We start from the raw sequence: 19,115 nt of genomic DNA, 5'->3' as shown, positions 1-19,115 counted from the left end.
GTGACGCTGTAGGACTGGCCCATGAAACTCAGCCACGCGGTGAGTGGGGCAGCCGTGGCCCTCGGCGCGGTCGCGGTACGCGACCTCGTCCAGAAGAAGCACGCTCTCCAGCGCAACTTCCCGGTCGTGGCTCACGCCCGGTACTGGCTGGAGACCATCGGTCCGGAGCTTCGGCAGTACATCGTCACGGGCAATGACGAGGAACGGCCGTTCAGCCGCGACCAGCGCACCTGGATCTATGCGTCCAGCAAGGAGCAGAACAGCTACTTCGGCTTCGGGACCGACCTCGACGTCGAGCACACCCAGGGCCATGCGTACATCAAGCAGCGCACCTTCGCCGACAAGCTGCCGAGCGACCAGGACCACAACTGGACCCTGCCCAGCGCCAAGGTGCTGGGCGGTCCACGCGGTCGGGCCAAGGCGTTCCGCCCGGAGTCGGTCGTCAACGTCTCGGCGATGAGCTTCGGGTCGTTGTCCTCGAACGCGATCACCGCGATCAACAAGGGGGCGGCTGCGGCGGGGTGCCTGCACAACACCGGCGAGGGATCGATCTCGCCGTACCACCGCAACGGCGCCGACCTGATCGTGCAGATCGGTACGGCGTACTTCGGCTGCCGTGATGACGCCGGCAACTTCTCGCTCGACAAGCTCAAGGCGATGATCGAGACGGCGCCGGTCAAGGCCCTGGAGATCAAGCTGAGCCAGGGCGCCAAGCCAGGTCTCGGTGGCCTGTTGCCGGCAGCAAAGGTGACGCCGGAGATCGCGGCCATTCGCGGCATCCCGGAGGGCAAGGACTGTTCCTCCCCGTCGCGGCACACAGCGTTCCACGACGTCGACTCGATGCTCGACTTCGTCGAGATGCTGGGCGCCGAGACCGGCCTCCCAGTCGGCATCAAGTCGGCCGTCGGCGCGATGGACTTCTGGGAGGACCTCGCCCGCCTGATGTCGCCGCGCGACCGGGGCGTCGACTTCATCACCCTCGACGGCGGGGAAGGCGGCACCGGTGCGGCGCCGTTGATCTTTGCCGACTCGGTCTCGCTGCCGTACCGGATGGGCTTCTCGCGGGTCTACGGCACCTTCGCCGAGCTCGGGCTCACCGATGACATCACCTTCATCGGGTCTGCCAAGCTCGGCCTGCCCGACAACGCGGTGGTCGCGTTCGCGCTCGGTGCCGACATGATCAACGTGGCGCGGGAGGTGATGCTCTCGATCGGGTGCATCCAGGCGCAGAAGTGCCACACGGACCACTGCCCGACCGGTGTCGCCACCCAGAACCCCTGGCTGGTCCGCGGCCTCGACGTGACGTCCAAGGCGGACCGCGCAGGCGTCTACCTCCGGACGATGCGCAAGGAGCTGACCCGCATCTCGGCCGCGGTCGGCGTCGCCCACCCGTCCCTGATCACCTGTGCCGACGTCGACATCTTCAACGGCGACTACGACGCGCGTTCACTGGCGTCGGTCTACGGATACAAGGAGGGCTGGGGTGAGATCGGACCGGACCTCAGGAACGAGATCACGCGGTTGATGCACACCAGCGACCACTTCGACGAGCAGCCCGACGCCTCCGACTGAGCGGACCTCAGGCGTCGAGCGAGTTGCGCTCAGCCATCCGTGCGGCGTCGGTCTCGGCGTCCTTCGACGGGAGCACGAACCGGTAGCCGACGTTGCGGACGGTCCCGATGAGCGTCTCGTTCTCGGGGCCGAGCTTGGCGCGGAGGCGACGCACGTGGACGTCGACAGTGCGGGTACCACCGAAGTAGTCGTAGCCCCAGACCTCCTGGAGCAGCTGCTGGCGGCTGAACACGCGCCCCGGGTGCTGGGCGAGGAACTTGAGGAGCTCGAACTCCTTGAAGGTCAGGTCGAGCACCCGGCCGCCGACCTTCGCGGTGTACGTCGCGTCGTCGACGACGACCTCACCGGAACGGATCACGTGGGCGTCGGGGTCGGCCGCGTCGCGAGCCGCAGCGAGCCGGCCGATGGCCAGCTTGATCCGGGCTTCGAGCTCGGCGGGACCGCAGGTGTGGAGCACGACGTCGTCCATGCCCCAGTCGTGGTTGACCACGGCCAGGCCACCTTCGGTGGCCACGAGGATGACGGGCACCTCGGTGCCGGTGGTGCGGATCAGGCGGCACAGGTCACGGGAGCTGGCCAGGTCGTGACGTCCGTCGACGAGCACCAGGTCGGACTCGGGCGCCTCGAGGAGGGCACTGCCCTCGGCGGGCAGGATCTTGACCTGGTGGCCGAGCAGGGCGAGACCGGGCAGTACTTCGGCCGACGGTTGCAACGCGCTGGTCAGAAGCAGGAGAGTGCTCATTCGGGTCTCCTCACTGGCGACGCGTGGGCGCGTGCCGGGTGTGAGACCGAAACGCAACGCTGGGTCCCGGCCGGTTTTCCTATGGGGGACGATACCGAAACAACGGTGCAACGGGGAAGGACACGACGGTGAATGAGATGCAGGTCATCCGGGTGCGCTACTGGGCGGCCGCACGATCTGCTGCCGGGGTGCCCGAGGAGGAGATCGACGTCCCGGGTCCGGTCTCCCTGACCGAACTGGTCGCCGAGGTGGTGCGGCGCCACCCCGACGGGCGTCTTCCCGACGTCGTCAAGGCGTGCTCGGTGCTGGTCGGTGACCGCCCGGTGTCGTCCGGCGACCCGGCCGCGGTCGTCGTACGACCGGGGGACACGGTGGAGTTCCTGCCGCCGTTCGCCGGGGGATGAACACGCTCCCGCGCGCGGGGTACGCGCACGGTTAGACTCGCCCCGGTCGTCCAGCGGGACGGCTGCCGTGCAGAGGAGACCCGTGCCGAACCAGACAGTCGCGCGCACGCCGAGAGCGCCGTCGGGTGACGGCACGACCGGCGTCCTCGAGACGCGCCTGGTCACCGGGCTCCTGGTCCTGGTCGCGGTCGGTCTGGTCTACGTCGCGGCACGCGGCCCCATCGCGGCCATCGCCGCGAGCCTGATGGCGATCATGCTGCTCCTGCTGGCCGTCCTCGGCCGGGAGCGGCTCGCATTCCTCGCCATGATGGGCGCGTTCGCGACCGCGCCCATGAACAAGGGCATCTCGCCCGGCGGGGCCGAGAGCCCGATCTCGATCACCGATGTCCTGTTCGGCCTCGCGGTGATGCTCCTGGTCCCGACCCTCCTGCGACGCTCCCTGAAGCTCCCGCTGGCCTACACGATCGGCATCTCGCTGATCATGATCACCGGCACGCTGTCGACCCTCTTCTCGCCGGATCCGCTGATCAGCTCGGTCCAGTTCGTCCAGTGGCTGATCGTCATCGTCGGTCTCCTCGGCCTGTTCGCGCTGTGGTCGCCGACCTGGAGGATGGTCGACGTCCTCCTCTGGAGCTACGTCGTCGGGCAGATGGCCAGCACCCTCTACGCGCCGATCGGTGGTGGGGTCGGCAACCGCTACCAGGGCCTGTCGCACCACCCGAACGAGTTCGGTGGCGCGGGCGTGATGGCGTTCGCCGCCCTGATGTACCTGTGGCGTCGCAATGACGCCGTCTGGTACCGCGTCGTGGTGGCGCTGGCCATGGCCGCGAGCGTGGGGTCCGTCGTCGCGAGCGGCAGCCGTGCGGGCGCTGCCGTGCTCGCGGGACTGGTCCTGATGATCCCGTTCGTCGAGCGGTCCGCCCTCAAGGGCTTCCTGCTCGCCGTCCTGGGTGCGCTGTTCGTCTTCGCGCTCCCGTTCGTCGTCGGCAACTCGGGCGAGGGGTCGGCCATCGCCCGACTCGCCGGGTCGGCCGACGCGCTGGGTGCCGACCGGGCCCGCACCGAGGCCCAGGACTTCGGCATCGACCTCTTCCTGCAGCATCCGTTCGTCGGCAACGGGTTCTCGGACGCGTTGTTCGTGCACAACGTGGTGCTCGGCGTCGCCTCGAGCACCGGTGTGATCGGCCTGCTCGGCTACCTCATGGTGCTGTTCACCCTCGCGCGCCCGATCATCGGCAACCATCCGAACCGCCGGCTGGGCTACGTCGTCTGGGCGTTCATCGCCATCACGCCGACCTTCCCCGGCCTCGAGGACAGGACCCTGTGGGTGCCGATGGCGCCTGCGATCCTGCTCGCCATCCAGGCGCGCATGACCTCGGGCAAACCAGAGCCAGCGACGCGGGCCGCGGCGCGGATCCGCTGATCCGCGACCGGATCGGCTCGGCCGCGCAACCCTGTCCAAGTGCAGGTCGGGGATCCACCAGCCCCTATGCTTCTGCCGAAGCGGCGACCTCCCGACCATCGCCGCGCGGAGCGACCCCTCATGCCTTCTGCAGTACAGCGCGCCATGGCGAAAGCTCGCCTCAAGTCGAAGGTCGTCATTGCCAAGGTGGGCAGAGACAGCCTCCGGCTCGACACCGTCGTCAACCTGCCCAAGATCGAGACCTGGCGCCGTGCGCACGTCCCGGAAGGCACCCCTGCCTTCGACCACCGCGAGCAGATGTACGACCACCTCCACGCGACGTTGATCGGTGACAACCCGATCGACTACCTCGAGTTCGGGGTGTTCGAGGGCAACTCGCTGCGCCACTGGGCGAACCTCAACAAGAACGCGGACTCCCGGTTCTACGGCTTCGACTCCTTCGAGGGCCTGCCCGAGACCTGGAAGCGGTTCGACAACAAGATGGTCAAGTCGCACTTCGACGTCAACGGCGCCCTGCCGGACATCGAGGACGACCGCGTCGAGTTCATCGCCGGCTGGTTCCAGGAGAGCGTGGACCCGTTCCTGGAGAAGTTCACGCCCGAGTCCCGGTTGATCGTGCACATCGATGCCGACCTCTACTCCTCGGCGCTCTACGTACTGACCCGCCTCAACGCGCTGCTGGTGCCCGGCACGATCGTGGTCTTCGACGAGTTCTCGTCGGTGCTCAACGAGTTCCAGGCGCTGGAGAACTACTGCTCCGCCTACCAGCGTGAGTACGACGTGCTCGCGCACTCCTGGTACTACTTCGGCCAGGTCGCGATCCAGATGCGCTGACCGGTCCACCGGCCGGAAGAGCAGAAACGGCGGCGCACCCCTCGGGGTGCGCCGCCGTTCGTCTCTGTCAGGGGTCGTCAGGCGACGTCGGCCTCGGCACCGTAGTGCTGCGGCGCCAGGTCGGGCATGTGCACGGTGGAGCGCTGGCGGCGCGGGGCCGCGAGCTGGAGCGCCTCGTCGAACGACATCGGCTTGCGGACGCCGAAGGTGATGAGGACCGTGAACAGCAGGATCTTGAAGTCGAGCGCGATGCTCGGGCTGGCTGCGCTCTGGCGGGAGTACGCCGACTCCAGCTCCAGGCGCTGGTCGTCGGTCAGCGAGCACCGACCGACGAGCTGCGGCAGTCCGGTCAGGCCGGCCGGGGTCTCCCAGCGCGAGTCGATGTCGGCGTGCTGGTCGGTGAGCGCACCGCGGACGGCGTCGGTCAGGGGGCGGGCGCCGACGATGCTCATCTCGCCCTGGAGGACGTGGACGAACTGGGGGATCTCGTTGAGTCCGAGGCGGTCGAGCACGCGGCCGACCGAGGTGTAGAGCGGGGAGTCGTGCGGGGTGTTGAGGAACCTGCCGCTGTCGACGGGTGCGGTGACCTTGTGCGCGTCGCGCACCATCACGCGGAGCTTGACCATCTCGATGACGGTCTTCGGCCCCACCCAACGGCGGGAGCGGTAGAAGATGGGTCGACCTGAGAAGAGGAGCACGGCTGCGGCGGCAACGGCCACCACAGGTACCCAGACGACGGCGGCCAGGCTGATCACGACGACGTCGAACGCGCGCTTCTTCAACTGCTACCTCCTGACACAGACCAGACCCGAGTTGTGGTCGTCCCGATGCGGGGTGGGGGACCCTGCACCCAGCCCAACGAGCGAGTGGCCGATGGGGTACGAATCACTTGCAGGATTGAAGGCGGGACCTTCAGCCGAGGCGGGACGAACCCGCGCCGCGCGCCCGGACATGGGTGCGCAGGAGCCCTTCGAACTTCGTGGCACAGCCGTCGAGAGCGAACTCCTGCTCCGCCAGGTCACGCGACGCCTCACCGAGCTCGGTGCGCATCTCGTCGTCCTGGAGGACCTGGACGAGCCAGGCGCCGGCCTCGGCGACGGAGGCCTCGGCAGGCGGCAGGACCAGCCCGCCCGCACGGGTCACCAGGGACGAGGCGAGGTTCTCGGCGGGCATCAGGCCCAGGACCGGTCGCCCTGCACACAGGTAGGACAGCGTCTTCGAGGGGACCGAGAACGCCCCGGCCTCCTTCTCGAGCAGGACGACGAGGACGTCGCCGCTGCCGAGGACCTCGGGCAGGCGCTCGTACGGCTGGAAAGGCAGCAGGGTGATCGGCACGTCCAGCCGCTCCGCCTCGGCACGGAGTACGTCGACGGCGGGGCCGGAGTTCACGACGACCAGTCGGACCGGCTGGCCGGCGTCGGCGGTCGCCTTCGCGAGGTGGACCAGCAGCTCGGGGTTGTGCTTGAGGCCGAGCGTGCCGGAGTAGACCAGGGTGCGGACGTCATCGACCTCGTGCTCGATCGCCCAGTCGTTCTTGCGCTCGACCGGCCGGATCTCGTCGAGCGGCGCCCAGTTGGGGATCACGGTGACCTTGGCCGCCGTACCCCACTTCTCGTGGACGGGGACGAACGACGAGGCGATCACGACGATCGCGGCGGCGCGGCGGGAGCACCAGCGTTCGGCGACCTCGAAGGCCCAGGCCACGACTGCGAAGTGCTTGGGCAGCTTGCTGCCGCTGAAGGACTTCACGGCGATGGCGTAGACGTCCTGGTGCCACAGCACCCACGGCTTGCGCAGCACGGCCATCGCGAACGCGAAGATCACCAGGGTCGGGATCTGCACGTTCGACATCATCGTGATGTCGGGATTCACCCGACGCACGTGGCGGACCAGCTCGAAGCCACGACGGACCTCGCGCACGAGCCGCTGGGCCATCCGCTGGTTGTCGATCAGCTTGGCGCCGCCGATGCCCTCGAACGTGATCGTCTCGCCGGGTGCAGCCTCGAGCTTGCCCTTGCCGGACACGTAGCCCTCGACGTACGAGTGGGTGACGTCATGCCCCCGACGGGCGAGCTCGCGACTCAGCTCGGCCTGGAAGGGGTGTCCGCTGTGGTCGTGGACCAGAATCCGCAACTGCTCAGTCCTCGTCAGCCGTGGGCGCGCTTGACCTGGTCGTAGACCCAGGCATAGGTCTTGGCCAGACCGTCGGCGAGCGTGATCGACGGCTCCCAGCCGAAGACCTCGTTGATCATGGTGTTGTCGGAGTTGCGGCCGCGCACGCCCTGGGGCGCGCTGAGGTCGTACTTCCGCTCGCACTTGATGCCGGCGATCTCCTCGACGATCGAGTAGAGCTGGTTGATGGAGACCAGCTCGGCCGAGCCCAGGTTGATCGGCACCTCGAGGTCACTGGCCAGGATGCGCTGCGAGCCCTCCACGCAGTCGTCGACGTACATGAAGCTGCGGGTCTGCTCGCCGTCGCCCCAGATCTCGAGCTCGTGCTTGCCGGTGATGACCGCCTCGGCGATCTTGCGACACACGGCGGCGGGCGCCTTCTCGCGGCCGCCGGTCCACGTGCCCTCGGGGCCGTAGACGTTGTGGTAGCGGGCGGTGCGGGTGATCAGGCCGTAGTCCTCGGTGAAGTGGCGGGCCATCCGCTCCGAGAAGAGCTTCTCCCAGCCGTAGCCGTCCTCGGGCTGCGCCGGGTAGGCGTCGGACTCCTTCAGCGCGGTGACCGCGGTGTCGGTCTGCTTGTCCGCGGCGTAGACGCACGCGGAGGAGGAGTAGAAGTAGCGCTCGACGTCGAACTTCTTCGCCGCCTGCAGCATGTGGGTGCTGGTGAGCACCGTCAGCATGCACAGCGCCTTGTTGTTCTCGATGAAGCCCATGCCACCCATGTCGGCGGCGAGCATGAAGACCTCGCGCGCACCTTCGGTGGCCGCCTCGGCATCGGCGAGCAGCGACAGGTCGGCGACGCCGTTCTGGGCATCGGGGTGCACCTGGTACCACTCGTCCATCGGCTTGACGTCGATCGAGCGGACGGTCTTGCCCTGAGCGAGGAGATCAGCGACGAGGTGTCCTCCGATGAATCCGCCGCCACCGGCAACCAGGACGTCTACGGGGCCCGAACTCATGAAATTCTCCTCAGGATCTGAATGATGTGAACCGCCCCCCAGCGATGACCTACCAACGACTAGACCAGCCCTGCGTCACGGTGTCGCGGCAACGTGGGAGTCGGCTCCCGGCAACTCTGCCGATTCGTCGTCTCCTACACTCGCGCCTGTGCGCACTGCCCTCGTCACTGGCGTCGCGGGGCAGGACGGAATCTACCTCGCCCGCTCCCTCCTTGCGGACGGAATCCGCGTGGTCGGGACCGTCTCCGGTGCGATCGACGACCAGCCCCGCCATGCCTACCTCGCCGGAGCCGAGCTGCGATCGCTCGACCTGCGCGACGGAGACGGCCTGCGCGCGCTCGTCGCGGACGTCGAGCCCGACGAGGTCTACAACCTGGCGGCGGTGAGCTCGGTCGGGCGCAGCTGGCACGAGCCCGAGCTGACGCAGGCGGTCAACCAGACTGCCGTGGAGATCCTGGTCACGGCCCTGCTCGCGCAGCGTGACCGGACCGGTCGGCAGGTGCGCCTGTTCCAGGCCTCGTCGGCCGAGGTCAGCGGCGACGCGACGGCCAGTCCCTATGCGCGGTCCAAGGCTGCGGCCGAGGACGTCGTACGGGACGCGCGTGACCGCGGCCTGGCCGCGTCGATCGGGCGTCTCTACATCCACGAGAGCCCGTTGCGAGCGGTGACCTTCGTGAGCCGCAAGATCACCCAGGGGGCGGCGGAGATCGCACTGGGTCGACGGGATCGCCTCGTCCTCGGCAACCTGGACGTCGTACGGGACTGGGGCTTTGCCGGTGACTACGTCGAGGCGATCCGGTTGATGGTCGACGCCGAGGTCCCCGTGGACCTGCCCATCGGCACGGGTCGCCCGCACCGGCTGGTGGACCTGGTCGACCGCGCCTTCGTCGCTGCGGGCCTCGGCAGTGCCGAGGGGTACGTCGACCAGGACCCGTCGCTCGTCCGGCCGGCCGACACCGCCGTACTCGTCGCCGACCCGGAGCCTGCTGCGGTGGCGCTGGGCTGGCGCGCAGCGACCACTTTCGAGGAGACGATCGACGCGATGGTCGCCGCGGACCTCGCCCGCCTGCGCTCCGGCGTCGACGAGGACGAGGCCTACCTCGGGAAGCTTCCGCTCCCCGGGCGTCGCGAGGCGCGTTAGGCCTTGCGGGCCCGCACGTCCAGCACGATGCGCGGTGCGATCGGGCTGGAGATCAGCCGGTCCAGCAGTCGAGCGGCGGGTCGGACCGACCACTTCGGCGGGTTCATCGAGGCGATGTAGGCCTCCGACGTGAGGGTGTAGCGAAGCCGCGGCTCCGCAACGATGTCGACGAACCCGAGTCGGGTGAGCTGCGCGGTGATGCTCTCGCGGGTGTGCAGGATCCAGTGGTGCTGGGCGATCCGGCGATCGGGCACCTTGCTGAACCGCCCGAAGGTGACGCGCTTGGCCGCGTGGGCCATGGTGTCGGCCTTCGTCCAGTGCGGCGTCTGCAGGAACAGCACGCCACCGGGGCGCAGCATCGTGTGGGTGTCCGCGAGCAGCTGGTCGGTGTCGGTGACGTGCGCGAGCACGCACCACAGGGTGACGGCGTCGATGTCCTCGACGTGCCCGAGGCTGGACAGGTCGCCGAGGTCGAGGTCGACGTCGTGGCGGTCCTTGGCCAGCTTGACGGCGCCGGCGACGATCTCGTTGCCGGTGACCGAGAAGCCGAAGTCGTCGCGGGCGACGCTGAGGAACTCGCCGTCGCCGGCCCCGACGTCGTACAGCACCGGTGCGGTGTCGGCGGCCCGGGCGGGCAGGGCATCGCGGACCCAGCCCAGCGCCTCGCGCCAGGCCTCCGGTCCCACCTGCTCACGCTTGATGTCGACCCAGTCGCTGTAGTCGTCGTCCGACCACTCGATCTGGAGCTCGATGGCCTCGAGGCGCTCGGCGTCCTCGTGGTCGTGCCAGAAGTGCACGCCACAGTCGAGACACGTGCTGATCCGCCGGCCGGTTGCCCGGGAGGCGACTGCCGTGCGGACGCGAGGTCCTGCGCAGGCAGGGCAGTCGTGCGAGTTGGTCATCACGTTCTCCCGATGCGGTGGAATGTCGGACGGTAGTACAGCAGCAGGTCACTCAGTCGCGGGCGGCAACCCCGCCCTGATGACCTCGGCGGTACGACGCCAGGTGAATGCCTGGGCGAACGACTGGCCTGCGGCGAGCTGGTCCGGCGTGAGGGCCAGGGCTCTGCGAATGCCGTCGGCGAGGTCCGTGGCCGTGGTGGAGCGCACCGTGATGGCGTGCCCGCCGGTGACCTCGGCGAGCGCCGGGTCGGCGGAGATGACGGTCGGGATGCCGAGGCGCAGCGCTTCGGCCGCCGGGAGTCCGAAGCCCTCGAAGTCGGACGGGAACACGACGAGCCCGGCGCCGGTGAAGCAGGACTGGAACGCATCGTCGTCCAGCCAGGGCATCAGCTCGACGTGCTCCTCGATGCCGAGACGTCGTACCTCCTCGGTGGAGGCAGCGCGGTCGGCGGAACCCATGCCGACGAGGCGGAGCAGCCAGCCCGGGCCATCGGGGCCGGAGGACGCGCAGAACTCCGCCCAGCCGGCGATGACCGCGTCGGCGTTCTTGTTGCTGAAGTGCCCGAAGGCGATCGCGTAGGGCCGGTCGCCGGCCGGCGGACGAGTCCACGCCAGGGCATGGTCGGAGCCGAGCGGCGCAGCGACGGCCCGGGCGGCGAGCGCCGGGTGCAGGTCGCGGAAGTCCGTCAGGGTTCGCTCGGAGATGGTGAAGATGCCGTCCGCGAGCCGCAGGCTCCATGCCCACGAGATGGTGCGGGCGATGCGGGCCTTGCGCGAGAACTGGTCGGGGCGCAGCTCGAAGCGGAGGTCGTAGAGGATCACGCCCCGGGGCGCGCGGGTGCCGGCCAGTGCGGAAGCGGGAACGCCCACGATCACGGCGTCCGCGCGCAGGCGCTTCGCGGCCCTGCGGATCGACACCGATCGCAGCCACAGGCCGCCGACGGGTCCGCGGGGCCGTTCGAGGACCTCCGCACGAACTCCTTCGGGCAACGGGAAGCGGTGGCTCTCCGGGCCGAACAGGACGGTGATCTCATCCTCGGGGAAGGTCTCGGACCATCCCCGGGTGAGGTGTTCAAGCACGATCGCCACGCTGCCGGGGAGCCCAACGACCGCATCCACGACGAGACGCATGGGACGCGACGATACTGTGCCCCCGTGACGAAGCGCGCACTCATCACCGGCATCACCGGTCAGGATGGTTCCTATCTCGCCGAACTGCTGCTCGGAAAGGGGTACGAAGTCCACGGATTGGTCCGTCGGTCGTCGACCCTGAACCGCAGCCGGATCGATCACCTGCACGGAGCGGCAGACCTGCATCTGCACTACGGCGACCTCACGGACGGGGTCAGCCTGAGCAACCAGTTGCGTGACATCGCCCCGCACGAGGTCTACAACCTGGGTGCCCAGAGCCACGTCAAGGTGTCGTTCGAGCTGCCCGAGTACACCGCGTCCACGGACGCGGTCGGGACGCTGCGACTGCTCGAGGCGATCCGCGCCGCCCGGCTGGACTGCCGGTTCTACCAGGCCTCCACGTCCGAGATGTTCGGCGCGACCCCGCCGCCGCAGAACGAGTCAACGGTGTTCTACCCGCGGTCGCCGTACGGCGCGGCGAAGCTCTACTCCCACTGGGTGACCATCAACTACCGCGAGGCCTACGACCTGTTCGCGGTCTCCGGCATCCTGTTCAACCACGAGTCGCCGCGTCGCGGCGAGAGCTTCGTGACCCGCAAGATCACCCTCGGTGTGGCTTCGATCAAGCTCGGCATCTCCGACCACCTCGACCTGGGCAACCTGGACGCCGTACGCGACTGGGGCTTCGCGCCCGAGTACGTCGAAGGCATGTGGCGGATGCTGCAGCAGGACGAGCCGCAGGACTTCGTCCTGGCCACGGGTGTCGGCGCGACGGTCCGCGAGTTCTGCGAGGCGGCGTTCTCCCACGCGGGCCTCAACTGGGAGGACCACGTCCGCTACGACAAGTCCTACGAGCGGCCGACCGAGGTCGACGCGCTCATCGGTGATGCGTCCAAGGCCCACTCCGTGCTGGGATGGAAGGCCAAGACCCACGCGACCGAGTTGGCACAGCTGATGGTCGACGCCGACATCGAGCACCTCGGTCGCCTCGTGCAGCACAAGAAGGAGCTCGACGCATGATGCGTCCCGACGCGATTGTCTCGACGGCCAAGCGACGCGTGAGCTGGATGATTCGCGACCGGTTCCCGTTCCGGCCGGTCATCCGGGAGGTCCAGGGCGTTCGCCTGGTCCTGCCGTGGTCGCACCGGTTGCCCGACTACGCCACCTGGGGCCCGCTGTACGGGCAGAACCTCGTGGAGCTGGCGCGCGGCCTCGCCGAGGCAGCGCCGCCGCTGACGGTGCTCGACGTCGGCGCCAACGTGGGTGACTCCGCGGTCCAGATCCTGAACGCGGCCGACGGCAAGGTGCTGTGCATCGAAGCGGACCGGGCCTACCTCGACTTCCTGCACCGCAACGTCGACAACGACAAGCGGGTCTCGGTCGTCGAGGCCCTGCTGGTCGTCGACGAGGGCAGCAGCGGCGGCACCGCCGTCCGCACCGGCGGCACGACCCGTTTCGTGAAGGGCGCGGCGACCGACGCCATGCCCACGGTCTCGGCGACGCGACTGCGCAACGACAACCCCGCCTTCCGTGACCTTCGGCTGGTCAAGTCCGACACCGACGGCTACGACGTCAACCTGGTGCCGGCGATCGCCGAGGCCTGGGCGGACGCGCGTCCGGTGCTGTTCTTCGAGTACGACCCGTACCTGACGCGGCTGGCCGACCTGGACCCGCTCGCGGTCTGGCCGCGGCTGGCCGAGCTCGGTTACCGCCACGTCGCTGTGTGGGACAACGGCGGTGCGGCACTCGGGCAGGCCAGCATCGACGAGATCGCCACGGCGGCCAAGGGGCTCGACAACCAGCCCGGGCCCGCCCGCGCGCGCACGTACTGGGACGTCGCCGTCGTCCACGAGGACGACGACCGCGGCCGCGCCGTGATCCAGCGGCTGGTGCCCGGCACCCTGTCCTGACGGAGAAGAAGGCCGCCGCCCCGTCGTTGACGAGGCGGCGGCCTTCTGCGTGGTCGGGCGCGGTGGATCAGGTGGACTGCAGGCTGCGCGTGACGCCCTCACGGATCAGGGTGCGGCCGGCGTCCGTCGGGTGCACGCCGTCGTAGGTGAGCTCGGGACGGAAGTGGCCGCTGGCATCGCTCAGGAGATCGGTCAGGTCCACGGCATGGATCGTCGGGCCCGTCTGGTTGGCCCGCGTGACGGCCAGCAGGTCGGCCCGCATGAGGCGGTGTGCCTCGAGCCGCTCAGCCGGCGTTCCCTTGATCGGGAAGGCTTCGTCGATGAGGGTGTCGAGGGCCGGCGGTACGGGCACCACCACGAACGCGCGGGGCGCGCCGAGGTCGGCAGCCAGGCGCCGGACCCGCTCGACGTAGGTCGGGACGAACGGCAGTTCGGGCTTCTCCTTGACGTGCGGTGCCAGGTGACAGCGCACGTCGATCTCGCCGAAGCTGAAGAACCAGGTGACCCGGTCGCTGCCCGGAACCCGTCGCAGGATCCGCAGCGCGCGGTGCATGCCGGGCTTGAAGTCGTCCCGGGCCATCGAGAACATCAGCCGCGGGCCGAGGTGCCAGACCCAGCGCCGGTCGCCGTCGTTGCCGACGCCGAGGGGCGGAAAGCTGTCCCTGACGAACAGCACCGAGTTGGAGTCGCCGACCCACACCTGGTCCACCCGACGACGGGCCACGGCCACGACCAGCCCGAGGAATCCGAGCCAGGCGAGGGTCTTGGCCTTGAGGACCCGAAGCCGGTGCCTCATGCGTTGTCTCCGGCGCCGCCTTCGACCGCCTCGGCGACCGTGGTCGTCTCGCCCGTGGTGACGTCGATGACCGGCAGGTGCCCGATCGTCGCGATCCGGTCCGCACGGGAACGGATCCGCGACAGCGTTCCGTCCTCGTTGCGCGCCGTCAGGAAGCGGCTCTCGCGGTAGCCCGAACGGGCGGTCTGCTCCGGCAGGTCGCCGGCGACGTCCTCGCGGACGAAGAAGGCGTTCGCGCCGTTGCTCGCACAGCCGACGAACCGGTAGCCGCGACTCTTCGCGAGGTGCACGAACGCACCCAGCGAGGCGCCGAAGTAGAGCTGCGAGTAGTGCGCCGAGGAGTTCACGAACGCCGGGTCGTACGGCACCGTGATGGCGGCGTCGGGTCCGAGGAGGGCGTTGTACTCGACCACGACGATGGCCGGGTCGACGACGGTGATCGCGTCCCAGATCCAGTAGTCGTTGCCGTCGACGTCGACCGACAACAGGCCCAGGCCTCCGGTGAAACCGCCACCGGAGATCAGGTCGTTGATGTTCTCGGCGGTGACGAACGCGGACACCGGCTCGACGTCGTGGCGCCAGCTCAGGCTCGTGCCGAGCACGAACTTCACGTGCTCCTCGCCGCCGTCGATGATCAGGCCGCGCCAGTTGTTGTTCTGGAGCAGGAAGCGCGTGTTCGACTCGCGGTAGTCGCCGGTCCCGATCTCGACGAACGTCGTGTCCTGGACCTTCGTCGTGCGGGCGAGGTGCTGGATGATGCCGTCCTCGCCGAACTGCGAGAACACGCGGAACTCCACGTCCTCGAGGGTGGTCGGCGCCGGCCGGACGTCCAGCAGGTGCGTCTCGAGCCGGCCGATGGCCAGGCGCATCTCGTCCTGCTCGTTGCGCAGTCGCTGCACCAGGTGCCGGGCACCGGGAACAGTGGCGAGTCGCCGGAGCGATTGATAGGCGAAGTCAGACGGCAACGGACCTCCATGCCAGATGGAGCTGGCTTTGATCGGGCCAGCAGTTCATGCGGAGGATAACTGACGGGAGGGAGGGGTCGTCGGCAGGTCCAGTGACTTCGTGCCCACCGGTTTCCGTCAGTCCTGCAGGCCCCGCACGGTCTTCTCCCCGCGGGTCTCGAACGACGCGACCAGCTTGACGCTGCGGGGGTGCCACGCCGGCGGCAGGTCGGCCAGGGCGGCACTGATCTGGCGCCGGATCTCGTTGGTGTCGGCGCCGTCGAGCCCACCCTCGGGCACGATCTCGACGGCCACGATGGCGCCGGTGAGGCGGTTCGGGCGACCGAAGACGCGTGCCATGGCCACCGAGGGGAGCGGGGTGATCCGGTCCTCGACGGGCAACGGATGCACCTTCACGCCACCGACGTTGATCACCTCGGACGTGCGGCCGCGGAAGACCACGCGGTCCTCGACCAGGTCGACCAGGTCGCCGGTGGGCTTCCAGCCGGTCTCGGCTGCGGTCTCGTCGGTCTCGGCGGTCTCGGCGGTTTCGCCGGCGTAGCCGAGCATGCCGGTGCCGGCGCGGACCCACAGCTCGCCGTCGATGACGCGCAGCAGGCCGTCGGGGTTGGTGTCGCTCCACAGGCTGGACGCCGACAGTCCCGGCCGGCCGTCGCGCACCGAGGCGATGGAGCCGAACTCCGTGGACGCGTAGACCTGGGAGATCCGGGCCGTCGGGAAGGCTGCCTGCAGATCGGTGAGCAGGTCGGGGGAGCTGGCCTCGCCGCCCAGGGTGATCTGCGACAGCTCCGGCAGGGCGGCCTGCCGGCTGCGGGCCTCGGCGAGCAGGAAGCGCCAGTACGTCGGCGTCGCGCTGACGCACGTGACGTCTCCGGCCAGCAGGGCCTCGAGGCCGTCGCGCGGTTGCCGGGGGAAGGGTGCGACAAGGGTCGCGCCGATGGAGACGACGTGCTGCAGGACCTGGATGCCCGCGAACTGGTGCGGGCCGTAGGCGAGCAACCAGCGCTGCTCGGGCCGCGGCTTCGCGTCCTGGGCGGTCCGCGCGAGCACGCTCCAGTCGTGGCGTGCCGCCTTGGGCAGGCCGGTCGTTCCGGTGGTGCGGATCATCAACGGTTGCGGGCCGTCCGTCGCGACATCGAGCGACGAGGTGGTCGCGTCGCCGGCGTCGGCGAGCAGCTCCTGCGGCCGGATCACCGTGAAGTCCCCGACCAAGTCCTCGCGCCGACTCACGACGAACTCGTGACCCAGGGTCGCGGACTGCTCGGCGAACTGGGTGGCGTCGATGTCGGGCTGGTACTGGCACGGCTCGACCCCGGCGGCCGCAGCGCCGCCCAGCAGGCGCAACACCCACGCCGCATCGGGCTCGACGATCGCGAACCGGGCGATCCCGCGACGGGTGAGAGCGGCAGCAACGATCCGCGCCTCGGCGAGCAGGTCGTCGTACGAGACGACGCCTTCGGGGGTGATGACCGCGGGCTGCGAAGGCGTTCTCGCAGCAGCCGCTTCGAGGAGCCGGATCATGCGGACCAGTATCCAAGCAGGGCCATGGCCGTGACTGGCGGGTCCCCGAACCGTTTCCTTCACGAAGGCGGTGGGCGGCCACGCCTCGCGTGACAGGATGTCGCCGCCACCACCCCCCAGGAGGAGTGAACCGTGGGTTCCCACCGATCGATGACGGTCGCCGAGAAGTACTACACGCTGCTCGACCAGTGCTGGCCGGCCAATGTGTTGATCAGCGCCGACCTCGATCGCTGCTTCGACGTCGAGTTCGTCGCCGAGCGGTGGCAGGAGTTCCGGGCGCGGCGGGTGCTCGCCCGCACCGTCGCCCGCGAGGACCTCACCATCGCCGATGCCGGCACCGACGGCGAGTTCTTCACCTCGCGCGAGCTCACCGAGGACCTGTGGGACTCGGTCTACGACGAGGAAGCGGCGATCCGCTACGACCTCGGGACGCCGTTGCGCCTGCGCTACCTGCGGAGTCCGGCGGAGGGCAGTTCCCGGGTGCTGTTCGTCGGGCACCACTCCTTCTTCGACGGCCGGATCGGGATCTCGGAGATCCAGGCCTTCGTCCGGTTCCTCGACGGGCAGGAGATCCCCGAGCAGCAGTCCCTGTCGGAGGCGCCGGCGACGCGGCAGGACTTCCCCTGGCAGCAGGACCGCCGCGCGCTGATCGACGTGCTCCGTGACCTGAAGACCCGCAGCGTCGACATCGGCGAGCCCGGCCCGGCGTGGTGGCCCGATGTCAGCGGGGAGCGGCGCTCCCGTCTGCAGGTGATGGTCTTCGACCAGGAACGCGCGACGAGCCTGGTGAAGGCCGGGAAGGTGCACGGCTCCGGGGCGTTCTCCACGGTCGGTGCGGCCTGGCTGGTCGCCGTGGCACGGCACCTCTGCGACGCCGACCCGACGACGGCACTGCACCTCTCGGTGCCGGCCGACGTCTCGCTGCCCAGCGACGACCCGGGTCGGCCGCCGTCGATGGCCGTGGGTGTGCTGGGCCGGCCGTACCGGGTCGACGTCAATGACGTCTGGGGACTGGCCACCGAGGTCGCGTCCACGATCCGCGAGGCGCTCGGCCGGGGCGAGGCCGAGCTCTTCTTCCACCTCACCCGCGTCGAGCACGTCGTCGACCTCGTCGCAGGCAAGGCCCTCGTCGCGGCTGCGCTCGCGGCCGGACCGCCGTGCGTGGTCGTGAGCAACATGGGGGTGGTCGATCCCGGCACCGACCCCGAGTGGCTGCGCTTCCCGAGCGGCCAGCTGCCGTCCGCCCCGAACCAGGTGGTGTTCGCCGCGACGCTGAACTACCGCGGCAAGCTGGTCCACAACATCTCGACCGACGACAGGCGGCTTCCGCCCGAACAGCTCGCCACGCTCATCGACGGCTACCTCGACCTGGTGCAGGCCATGTCGGCAGGTAGTTGATGACCCAGACCACCGCAGGGTCGGGCCGCCGCGTCGGCCTGATCACGCTGGACCAGATCCTCTCCAGCCTCTCCAACATCGGTGCCCTGATCTGGGTCGCGCACTCCTTCGAGCCGGAGGACTTCGGTCGCTTCAGCCTGATCATGATGGTCTTCACCGTCGCGCAGGTGGCGATCCGCAGCCTGATCTCGACGACCGTCGTGGTGCATCCCGAGGACGCCGACACCCGCCCGCGGAGCATCCTGGCCTCGACCTTCCTGATCGGGCTGGTCGCTGGAGTCCTGTGCCTGGCCGCAGGCCTGGCCCTGCTGGCCGCGGACAGCGCCCTGGCCGGTCCGATCCTCGCCCTGGCTGCACCGATGCCGTTGTTGCTCGTGCACGACGTCGGGCGCTACCTCGGCATCGGACGCCAGCAGCCCGGCAAGTCGATCGTCCTCGATGCGCTGTGGGTCCTCCTGCTTGCGGCCGGCTTCGGCGCGATCATCGCCCTCGATCTCGACTCGCTCACCTGGCTGGTGGCGATCTGGGCCGGCTCGGGTGCCGTCGCCGCCCTCTGGGTCTTCGTGCAGTACGGCGTACCCACCCGCGACGGCCTGGCCTGGGTGCGCGAGCACTGGGGATTCTCGTGGCGCTCCCTGGTGGGCGGCGTGGCGGCCAGCGGCACCGTGCTGCTCACGGCATCCCTGATGTCGCTGTTCAGCAGCCCGCTCGCGGTCGCGGCGTTCCGCGCGGCCACGTTGCTCGCGGCGCCCAGCACCGCCGTTCAGACGTCCGTCTCGACCTCGGCCGCTGCGGACATCGCGCGCGAGCGGGAGAACGGCGAGAGCTACTGGCCGCACGTCCGCCGGGCGATGGTGATCTGCTTCGTGGTCGGCGTGCTGACCATGGCGCTCCTGGTGTTCCTGCCCGACGTGATCGGCCGCGCCGTGCTCGGCGAGGCGTGGGACGTGGTGGAGCCGCTGATGCTGGCGGTGAGCCTGAAGGTGCTCCTGATGGCCGGGCAGAGCGGCCTGCGCGCGGCCCTGATCGGTCGGCACCGGATCCAGGTGGCGATGGTGACCGACATCGTCAGCCTCGTGCTGGCCGGCGTGTGCATGGTCGTCGGCGCCGCGCTCGGGGGTGCCGAGGGCGCCCTGTGGGCGATGGCGATCGGCACGGGTGTCACGACGGCGTGCTGGTGGGTGGCGATCGCCTGGAAGGGCGGCCCCGTCGAACCGGTCAGGCGCGGCAAGCACCGCGCCTGAC

At 69.4% G+C, this 19,115-nt stretch carries 18 protein-coding genes; 9 read left to right on the top strand and 9 right to left on the bottom strand.

Annotated features, from left to right (window positions below; translation table 11 throughout):
* The first annotated feature begins 21 nt into the window (after positions 1–21).
* Entirely contained in the window at positions 22–1,572 is a 1,551-nt protein-coding gene (locus ACOACQ_RS22515) for an FMN-binding glutamate synthase family protein (RefSeq protein WP_378603611.1), read from the top strand.
* Positions 1,573–1,579: 7 nt separating this feature from the next.
* Here the strand turns inward: ACOACQ_RS22515 and ACOACQ_RS22510 are convergent, their stop codons facing one another.
* The gene (locus ACOACQ_RS22510) at positions 1,580–2,314 is read right to left on the bottom strand and encodes a response regulator transcription factor (RefSeq protein WP_378603614.1); all 735 of its coding nucleotides are present in this window, start codon (positions 2,312–2,314) and stop codon (positions 1,580–1,582) included.
* Positions 2,315–2,451: 137 nt separating this feature from the next.
* On the opposite strand from ACOACQ_RS22510, the gene ACOACQ_RS22505 reads away from it, so the two are divergent.
* The 3 genes from ACOACQ_RS22505 (at position 2,452) to ACOACQ_RS22495 (ending at position 4,975) form a co-directional block, all read left to right on the top strand.
* Complete coding sequence (locus ACOACQ_RS22505; RefSeq protein WP_378603888.1) at positions 2,452–2,718, top strand: MoaD/ThiS family protein; 267 nt, start codon at positions 2,452–2,454, stop codon at positions 2,716–2,718.
* Between the two features lie 82 nt (positions 2,719–2,800).
* The gene (locus tag ACOACQ_RS22500) at positions 2,801–4,141 is read left to right on the top strand and encodes an O-antigen ligase family protein (protein ID WP_420289310.1); all 1,341 of its coding nucleotides are present in this window, start codon (positions 2,801–2,803) and stop codon (positions 4,139–4,141) included.
* 120 nt (positions 4,142–4,261) lie between these two features.
* On the top strand, positions 4,262–4,975 hold the full coding sequence (locus ACOACQ_RS22495) for a TylF/MycF/NovP-related O-methyltransferase (RefSeq protein WP_378603620.1): 714 nt from the start codon (positions 4,262–4,264) through the stop codon (positions 4,973–4,975).
* A 77-nt stretch (positions 4,976–5,052) separates the two neighbouring features.
* Here the strand turns inward: ACOACQ_RS22495 and ACOACQ_RS22490 are convergent, their stop codons facing one another.
* The 3 genes from ACOACQ_RS22490 to ACOACQ_RS22480 form a co-directional block, all read right to left on the bottom strand.
* Complete coding sequence (locus tag ACOACQ_RS22490; RefSeq protein ID WP_420289309.1) at positions 5,053–5,757, bottom strand: sugar transferase; 705 nt, start codon at positions 5,755–5,757, stop codon at positions 5,053–5,055.
* A 130-nt stretch (positions 5,758–5,887) separates the two neighbouring features.
* Positions 5,888–7,108: a glycosyltransferase family 4 protein gene (locus tag ACOACQ_RS22485; RefSeq protein WP_378603626.1), complete on the bottom strand. Its 1,221-nt coding sequence runs from the start codon at positions 7,106–7,108 to the stop codon at positions 5,888–5,890.
* A 14-nt stretch (positions 7,109–7,122) separates the two neighbouring features.
* Entirely contained in the window at positions 7,123–8,106 is a 984-nt protein-coding gene (locus ACOACQ_RS22480) for an NAD-dependent epimerase/dehydratase family protein (RefSeq protein WP_378603629.1), read from the bottom strand.
* Positions 8,107–8,254: 148 nt separating this feature from the next.
* Here ACOACQ_RS22480 and ACOACQ_RS22475 point away from each other — a divergent pair, with 148 nt between their 5' ends.
* Positions 8,255–9,247, top strand: coding sequence for a GDP-mannose 4,6-dehydratase (locus tag ACOACQ_RS22475; protein ID WP_378603632.1), 993 nt, complete (start codon positions 8,255–8,257; stop codon positions 9,245–9,247).
* Here the strand turns inward: ACOACQ_RS22475 and ACOACQ_RS22470 are convergent.
* Complete coding sequence (locus ACOACQ_RS22470) at positions 9,244–10,149, bottom strand: class I SAM-dependent methyltransferase (protein WP_378603635.1); 906 nt, start codon at positions 10,147–10,149, stop codon at positions 9,244–9,246. The genes ACOACQ_RS22475 and ACOACQ_RS22470 overlap by 4 nt on opposite strands.
* Positions 10,150–10,197: 48 nt before the next feature.
* Positions 10,198–11,280 carry a glycosyltransferase gene (locus tag ACOACQ_RS22465; protein WP_420289308.1) on the bottom strand — a complete coding sequence of 361 codons (1,083 nt, stop codon included), beginning with the start codon at positions 11,278–11,280 and terminating at the stop codon, positions 10,198–10,200.
* A gap of 24 nt (positions 11,281–11,304) precedes the next feature.
* Between ACOACQ_RS22465 and gmd the strand changes: the two genes are divergently transcribed.
* Positions 11,305–12,300: a GDP-mannose 4,6-dehydratase gene (gene gmd / locus ACOACQ_RS22460; protein ID WP_378603641.1), complete on the top strand. Its 996-nt coding sequence runs from the start codon at positions 11,305–11,307 to the stop codon at positions 12,298–12,300.
* Positions 12,297–13,190 carry an FkbM family methyltransferase gene (locus tag ACOACQ_RS22455; RefSeq protein ID WP_378603644.1) on the top strand — a complete coding sequence of 298 codons (894 nt, stop codon included), beginning with the start codon at positions 12,297–12,299 and terminating at the stop codon, positions 13,188–13,190. The genes gmd and ACOACQ_RS22455 overlap by 4 nt, the downstream gene beginning before the upstream one ends.
* 67 nt (positions 13,191–13,257) lie before the next feature.
* Here ACOACQ_RS22455 and ACOACQ_RS22450 read toward each other — a convergent pair whose 3' ends face one another.
* The 3 genes from ACOACQ_RS22450 to ACOACQ_RS22440 form a co-directional block, all read right to left on the bottom strand.
* Entirely contained in the window at positions 13,258–13,986 is a 729-nt protein-coding gene (locus ACOACQ_RS22450) for a hypothetical protein (RefSeq protein WP_378603647.1), read from the bottom strand.
* Positions 13,983–14,951 (bottom strand): hypothetical protein, encoded by a 969-nt coding sequence (locus ACOACQ_RS22445; protein WP_420289307.1) that lies wholly within the window; start codon positions 14,949–14,951, stop codon positions 13,983–13,985. The genes ACOACQ_RS22450 and ACOACQ_RS22445 overlap by 4 nt, the downstream gene beginning before the upstream one ends.
* A 117-nt stretch (positions 14,952–15,068) precedes the next feature.
* Complete coding sequence (locus ACOACQ_RS22440) at positions 15,069–16,472, bottom strand: class I adenylate-forming enzyme family protein (RefSeq protein ID WP_378603653.1); 1,404 nt, start codon at positions 16,470–16,472, stop codon at positions 15,069–15,071.
* Positions 16,473–16,604: 132 nt separating this feature from the next.
* Between ACOACQ_RS22440 and ACOACQ_RS22435 the strand changes: the two genes are divergently transcribed.
* Positions 16,605–17,870 carry a phthiocerol/phthiodiolone dimycocerosyl transferase family protein gene (locus ACOACQ_RS22435; RefSeq protein ID WP_378603656.1) on the top strand — a complete coding sequence of 422 codons (1,266 nt, stop codon included), beginning with the start codon at positions 16,605–16,607 and terminating at the stop codon, positions 17,868–17,870.
* Positions 17,870–19,114: an oligosaccharide flippase family protein gene (locus ACOACQ_RS22430; RefSeq protein ID WP_378603659.1), complete on the top strand. Its 1,245-nt coding sequence runs from the start codon at positions 17,870–17,872 to the stop codon at positions 19,112–19,114. The genes ACOACQ_RS22435 and ACOACQ_RS22430 overlap by 1 nt, the downstream gene beginning before the upstream one ends.
* The last annotated feature ends 1 nt before the right edge of the window (position 19,115 follow it).

The sequence above is a fragment of the Nocardioides sp. CPCC 206347 genome (assembly GCF_048654605.1).
Lineage (GTDB): Bacteria > Actinomycetota > Actinomycetes > Propionibacteriales > Nocardioidaceae > Nocardioides.
This window is presented reverse-complemented; position numbering and strand designations above follow the sequence as displayed.